This window comes from Pseudoalteromonas sp. T1lg76, assembly GCF_002964725.1.
GTDB lineage: Bacteria > Pseudomonadota > Gammaproteobacteria > Enterobacterales > Alteromonadaceae > Pseudoalteromonas.
Window position 1 is genome coordinate 1 of record NZ_PQCE01000048.1, and the last position, 6,658, is coordinate 6,658.

General features: G+C 51.1%; 4 protein-coding genes. 2 read left to right on the forward strand and 2 right to left on the reverse strand.

Features of this window, described 5'->3' with window-relative positions; all coding sequences use genetic code 11:
- Positions 1–1,726: discoidin domain-containing protein (locus tag C2M35_RS14705; protein ID WP_199774437.1), on the forward strand; the 1,726-nt coding region annotated here is incomplete at its 5' end.
- A 57-nt stretch (positions 1,727–1,783) separates the two neighbouring features.
- Here the strand turns inward: C2M35_RS14705 and C2M35_RS14710 are convergent.
- Positions 1,784–2,938 carry a chorismate mutase gene (locus C2M35_RS14710; protein ID WP_105213035.1) on the reverse strand — a complete coding sequence of 385 codons (1,155 nt, stop codon included), beginning with the start codon at positions 2,936–2,938 and terminating at the stop codon, positions 1,784–1,786.
- Positions 2,939–3,393: 455 nt separating this feature from the next.
- Between C2M35_RS14710 and C2M35_RS14715 the strand changes: the two genes are divergently transcribed.
- Positions 3,394–6,399, forward strand: a complete 3,006-nt coding sequence (locus tag C2M35_RS14715) for a bifunctional diguanylate cyclase/phosphodiesterase (RefSeq protein WP_105265669.1) — start codon at positions 3,394–3,396, stop codon at positions 6,397–6,399.
- A gap of 45 nt (positions 6,400–6,444) precedes the next feature.
- Here the strand turns inward: C2M35_RS14715 and C2M35_RS14720 are convergent.
- The coding region (locus C2M35_RS14720) for a Smr/MutS family protein (protein WP_199774438.1) at positions 6,445–6,658 on the reverse strand (214 nt) is incomplete at its 5' end.

Here is a 6,658-nt window from a genome sequence, read left to right on the forward strand (position 1 = left end):
GCTCGACCATAATGATTGGCAAGGTGCGCCAAGTGTAGAAGATCCGTCCTGGGTGCAGGTGGACTTTGCCACGCCACAGGCGATCAGCAGTGTGTTTATCACCAGTGCCAACGATGCGCCGGCGCGCGACCCAGAAAACTTCGATATTCTGGCGTCCAACGATGGTGGCCAGAGCTGGCTAACCTTAGCTACCGTTGTCGGTGCCACCTTTGATGAGCGTTTTGAGCGTCAGGAATTTGCTTTTGCCAACGCTCAGGCGTACGCCAGCTACCGTATCAATATCACCAAGAATCAGGGCAATGATGGCTTGCTGCAACTGGCCGAAATCGATTTTGTTGGCCCCGTGCATGTGAGCGTGGACCACAGTGATGACCCACAAGCGATCGCCTCGGCGCGCAACAGCATAGGCGATGCAGAAAACCAGGATAAGGCCTTTGATAATGACCCAACCACCAAATGGCTGGATCACAATGACTGGCAAGGTGCGCCCAGTGACGCGGATCCGTCCTGGATTCAGCTCGACCTCAGTGCTCCAAAAGCGGTTAATGAGCTGGCCATTACCAGCGCCAACGATGCCCCGGAGCGCGATCCGGAAAACTTCTCGCTGCTGGCGTCTAATGATGGCGGTGAAAGCTGGATAACCCTGGCAAGCTGGGTCGGAGAGGCCTTTGATGAGCGTACCGAGCGCCGTACCTTCGCCGTGGCCAATCAACTTGCCTATAGCAGCTATCGCCTGGAAGTAAGTAAAAATAAGAATAACGATGGCCTGCTGCAGCTTGCCGAAGTAGAGCTGATCGGCCCCGAGCTGGAGGGGCTGGATCATTCCCTAAGCAGTGGTGCCAGCTACAGTGCCCGCTTTAGTATCAGTGATTCCGAGAGCGCGGCGCAGGCCTTTGACCGGGATGTGAGCACCAAGTGGCTGGATCACAATGACTGGCAGGGCGCACCCACCGAGGAAAACCCGGCGTGGATCCAGGTGCAGCTGGCCGAGGCGCAAGCCGTGAATGAGCTGATGATCACCAGTGCCGACGATGCGCCCGAGCGTGACCCGGCTAGCTTTTCGCTGTTGGCCTCGAACGATGGCGAAACCTGGCTGTCATTAGCGAGCTGGGCAGGGGAGGAATTCTCCGAGCGCTTAGAGCAACGTAATTTTGCCCTGAGCAATGGCTTGGCCTATTCGCATTACCGCCTGTCGGTAAGTGCCAATGCCAACAATGATGGCCTGGTACAAATTGCCGAGGTGGGCTTTATTGGTCCCCAGTATCAGTTGCAGGATTTAACCGAGCTGTCTGGCACCCTATTTAGTGCGCGCTCTAGTATTGGCGATGGCGAAAATCAGGATAGGGCCTTTGATAATGACCCAAGCACTAAGTGGCTGGACCATAACGACTGGCAGGGCGCACCAACGGCTGAAAACCCTTCCTGGATACAGGCCGACTTTAGTGCCCCTCAGGTGATCAGTGAAATCGTCATTACCAGTGCCAATGATGCCCCAGAGCGGGATCCGGAAAACTTCAGCCTGCTTGGCTCCAATGACGGCGGCGAAACCTGGGTGGAAGTGGCATCCTGGGTCGGCGAGAGCTGGGATGACAGACTTCAGCGGCGCGCCTTTAGCTTTAGCAATGGCTTTGCCTATAGCAGTTATCGCGTGAGTATCAGTAAAAATGCCAATAATGATGGCCTGGTACAAATCGCGGAAATCGAGTTAATTGGTCTTGCAAATTAACCTGCCCACAATGCAAAAGAGCCAGAAGTCATAACTTCTGGCTCTTTTTTTTAGGTGTTAGTTTACTTCCACCGCCTGCAGTGAATCGCTTTGATAACACCCCAGGATGCGTACAAACTGGGTGTGATCTTTTAGGGCCTCAAGAGCGCGTTGCACCTTGGGTTCGGCCAGGTTGGCAATTAAATCCACATAGAATACTTCTTCCCAGGGATTGCCCGGAACCGGGCGTGACTCCAGTTTCACCATGTTAATGCCATGCTCCTTGAACACCATGAGCGCATCGGCCAGCGAGCCCACATGCTGCTCCGTGGCCATAATCAATGTGGTCTTGGTCGGTATTTGTGTTGAAACCTGCATGGCCTTACGCGCCACCACGATAAAGCGACTGTGGTTCTCACTTTGATTGGCAATGCCGGTTTTTAAGACCTCCAGACCTAAGTGCTTGCCAGCTTCCGCAGAGCCGATGGCGGCACTGTTATCACAATTAAGCGCCGCCTTCATGGCGCTGGTGGTGGAGTCACAGTTTTCCAGTTGTACTTCATTTAAACCTTGAATAAAGCGACTGCACTGGGCAAAGGGTTGGGGGTGGCCGAAAAGCTTGGTAATGTCGCCCAGTTCGGTGCCGGGTTTAACCAAGAGGCAGTGCTCCACCGAATGGGTGACTTCGCCAACAATGGAAACCTGGGCGTGCTGGAGCAGGTCGAATACCTCGTTGATGCTGCCCGAGCTGGTGTTCTCGATTGGCAGTACGCCGAAGTCGGCTTGGCCTTTTTCCACCGCGCCAGTGATTTCATCAAACTGGGCGCAGCCCATCTCGACCAGTTTACCGGGACGGCGACTGAAGTATTTGTGCACCGCCAGCTGGGAGTATGAGCCCTGGCCGCCAAGGTACGCCACCCGATTGGTCTCGCCCAATACCTCTGGGTTGAGGTTTTGCTGCAACATGGCTTGCTGGTGCAGTACCGAGTCTTCGAGCACCCGCTGAAACACGCTGTTGATATAGTAGGCATCCAGGCCGAGCGATTTACCATAGCTTATCAGCTTTTCCAGTAACTCCTGCTCTCGCGCTTCATCGCGAATGGGCTTGTTATTGGCAATTTTATATTCCACCACCGAATGGCTGATTCGGCGGCGTTTTGCCAATAAAATCAACAGCTCAGAGTCGATTTCATTGATGTCTCGGCGCAGTGCCAGGAGCGTATCATTGGTCATTATTAGGTTTCCTCATTCCCAAAACGAAAAAGGCCTCCCGTTTGGGAGGCCTTAGCATGTGTGTGAATCTCACGTACTCGCTCGCGCCTCCCTAACAAGGGTGGTAGATAAAGAAGCGAAAAAATACGAAAGAGATAATGTTCATAACTTCAATCTACTGGCTTGGGCGGTTAAAAGTCAATAGGCCTATGGTGGTTATTTGGTAATTATTTGCAGGTTAATCTCTCCTAGTCATTATCGCCTAGTAAACCTTATAGAATGCAGACTAAGGCATTAATTTATTTGGGTGTTTATTCCCCAAAAGACTATATTATTCTTGTTGTTAATTCTTTTATCTTAGTTGTTACAAGGTTGGCTGATAATTAACGCCAAAAGAGCTATACATAAACGCTGTGACTGTTATATTTGCTAGCCAGCTAAAATAATAAAAACCAGATACTTAAAAAGGATCGGCTGTGGTCTATAGGCGTCCTCCATCGCGATTTGGCATACACTCGCTAAGCATAAAGCTATCGGTATTGATCTCAGCTATATGCTTGATCGCCGGTATTTTTGCTGCCGTGTTTATGCTCAAATCCGAGCAAAAACAATTGATGCTCCAAGAAAATGAGCAACTGACCCAATACAATGCCCGATTTAGTGGTCAATTTGGGCAATTAATTGATAGTAAAATCAATATTGCCGAACAAGCTAATGCGGTGGTGGCCAGGGAGTTGTTTTCTGGCGAGCTTGAGCGCAGTGCGTCGACGCCGCATTTTATTAGCAGCGATGAGCCTCTCCTGCGCAGCAGTACCCGTGATGGCGTGAGCGCTGCGGTAATGCCAAAAGCCAATTACTCTCCTTATTATCAACAATTGTTTACCCATTCCGAGCAACTTTGGCGGGTTATTTCGCCAACTTTGCTGCAAGAGTTTGCCAATTTTTACTTGTTAACCGCCGATGGTTTTATTCGTATTGCCCCTTCAACCTGGGCTATGGAGAGGCCGGATAATTATCGCACCCATGATGCGATTAATTTCAATCGTGTTGGCCCAGAACCAAACCCCAATAGGCTTACGCTATGGACACCTGTGTATTACGACACTGTAAGTCGCAAATGGGTGGTCAGCATAGTGACGCCCATTTATCAGAACAATGAACATCTAGCCCTAACCGGCGCCGATATCGAACTTAGCAGTTTGCTGCGTTTCTTGCCCATGAACGATAAGCAACAGCAAGTATTCGTGGTTGATGGCCAAGGCCAGTTGCTGGCCCATTCGAGCCTGGATGAGGCAACATATCAGCGTTACGGCCGTGAGGGGCGGGTGCTGCGCCTGTCCGACTTTATTACTCCCCAACTGGCGGAGTTAGTCGGCAAGGCCTTGAATTCAGAGCAGTCGACCATGAACGAGCAGTTTGAATATGAAGGGGATCAGTACCTGGGCACCATGAGTAAGCTTGAGGGTCTCAACTGGTATGTGGGCATGTATCGTAAGCAATCGAGTGCATTGGAAGCACTTGAGGCGTTACAGATTAAATTCTTAGCACTTTTTATTCTCTACCCCATTTTGGTTGCCTTGTTGTTACATCAGGCCCTGTATCAACTGGTGCTGCGCCGTATTCATCTGCTCGTAGATGCGGTCTCCAGTTTTGCTAAAGGCAGGATGGACACTGAATTTCCTCCCGAGGGCAAGGACGAAATAGGCGTACTCAACGGCTCGGTTAAAGACATGAGCGTGGAGCTGGCCAACACCATCACCGGCCTTAATCAGCGTATTAAAGAAAAAGACATTGCCGAGCGGGCCGCCAATCGTTTGTCCAAGGCGGTGGCCCATTCTGGCACCGGGGTATTGATCACCAACTATCAGCTGCAAATCGAATATGTAAACCCGAAAATGCTGGAAATGACCGGCTTTAATGAAGAGCATTTTACCAATGGCAAATTACTCAACGTGATAGCCAAGGAAATGGCAATCTTTAACGACGATATCGAATACGATTTGCGCACCCGCAATTATTGGCGTGGCGATACCATGTTGGAGCAAATAGACGGCAAGGCGCTGTGGGTGTCTCTAAGCGTGTCACCTATCCGCGATGAGGAAGGGGGCGTAAGCAGCTATGTGGTTTCGGCACAGGATATCTCCTTTGTGAAAGAAAGCCAGCGTAAAATGGAACAACTAGCCTATTTTGATACCCTGACCGGTCTGGCTAACCGCACTTTCTTCCGCATGCAGCTGCGCAAGTCCATGGCCCTGGCCGAGCGAGGTCACTACGCCTTTGCATTGTTTTATTTCGACCTTGATGAGTTTAAGCGCATTAACGATACCCTGGGTCATGACAGCGGTGATCAACTTTTGGTCGAGGTGGCCAATCGTTTGAAAAATCGTTTGCGTACCGAAGACACCATAGCCCGACTTGGTGGCGATGAATTCGCCGTGCTGCTCAGTGGTATTGAAAGTCACGAGCGCGCTAGAAACGTAGCCCACACCATACAGCACACCTTGAATCAGCCCATTACCCTGGGCAATAACGAGGTGATCGTCAGTGCCAGTATCGGCATTACCATGGCGCCGGATGACAGCAGTGAGGAAGACCAACTCCTTAAACATGCGGACCTAGCCATGTATGAGGCCAAGGCCAAGGGCAAAAACACCTATCACTTCTATTCCAGTGAGCTTAACGCCGCCGCCAACGAACGCCTGTATATTGAAAATGAGCTACGCCAAGGTATTCGTGACAGCCAATTCCATCTGAATTATCAGCCTCAGGTTGATAGTCGCACCGGCAAGGTACTGGGTTTTGAAGCCTTGATCCGTTGGACGCACCCGACACAGGGCGCCATTTCGCCGGTGAAGTTTATCCCTATCGCCGAGGCCACGGGCTTGATTGTTGAGCTTGGCGAATGGGTGCTCCATGAAGCCTGCAGGTTCTCCGCACGCCGCGCCCAAGCTGGGCTTGAAGCAAATGTTTCGGTGAACTTATCGGTGCGCCAGTTCCAAGATGCCAATTTGATCCCTAGTCTTGCCAATATTCTTGAGCAGACCAAGGTGGCTCCCAAAAATCTGCATTTGGAGCTCACAGAAAGTATGCTGATGGGGGATGTGGGTACCGCCATTTCTCAACTGCATGATATTAAACGCCTGGGTGTGTCGATTTCCATCGATGATTTTGGCACTGGCTATTCATCGCTTAACTACCTGAAACGCTTCCCTGTTGATGTGCTTAAGATTGACCGCTCCTTTGTCCAGGATATTCCGGATGATCCGAACGATATGGCGATCACCGCGGCTATTATCGCCATGGCGCAAAAGCTGAATCTCAATGTGGTGGCCGAAGGCGTGGAAACCAAGGAGCAGATGGAATTCTTAAAAGCCAATAACTGCTTTGTGGTGCAGGGGTATTACTTTAGCCCGCCGCTGTCGGAACAGGCGGTGGCCGAGTTGCCAGAAGTTATTTCCGGCTGCGAGGCGACGACCGAGTAAGGGCGTTCAAGGGGCTCTTACGAGCCCTTTGCTATTGGCAGGGCACTACAGTAGTGGACTGATATCCACGGGTAGGTCAATCAAAATTAATAAGGCACCCTTGCCACCGTATTCCAGCGGCGCCTGGTGCATGGCAATAATATCCGGATGCTGCACAAGATATTGAGGTACCTTGTGCTTTAAAATGCGCTCGCCAATGCCATGTACCACACAGGCGCAGGACACATGCTGCTTTTTGCAGGCACTGATCAGCGCCGCC

Coding starts and splice junctions, on each gene's coding strand:
- C2M35_RS14710 (WP_105213035.1), bottom strand. CDS start 2,938: ATGACCAATGATACGCTCCTGGCACTGCGCCGAGACATCAATGAAATC.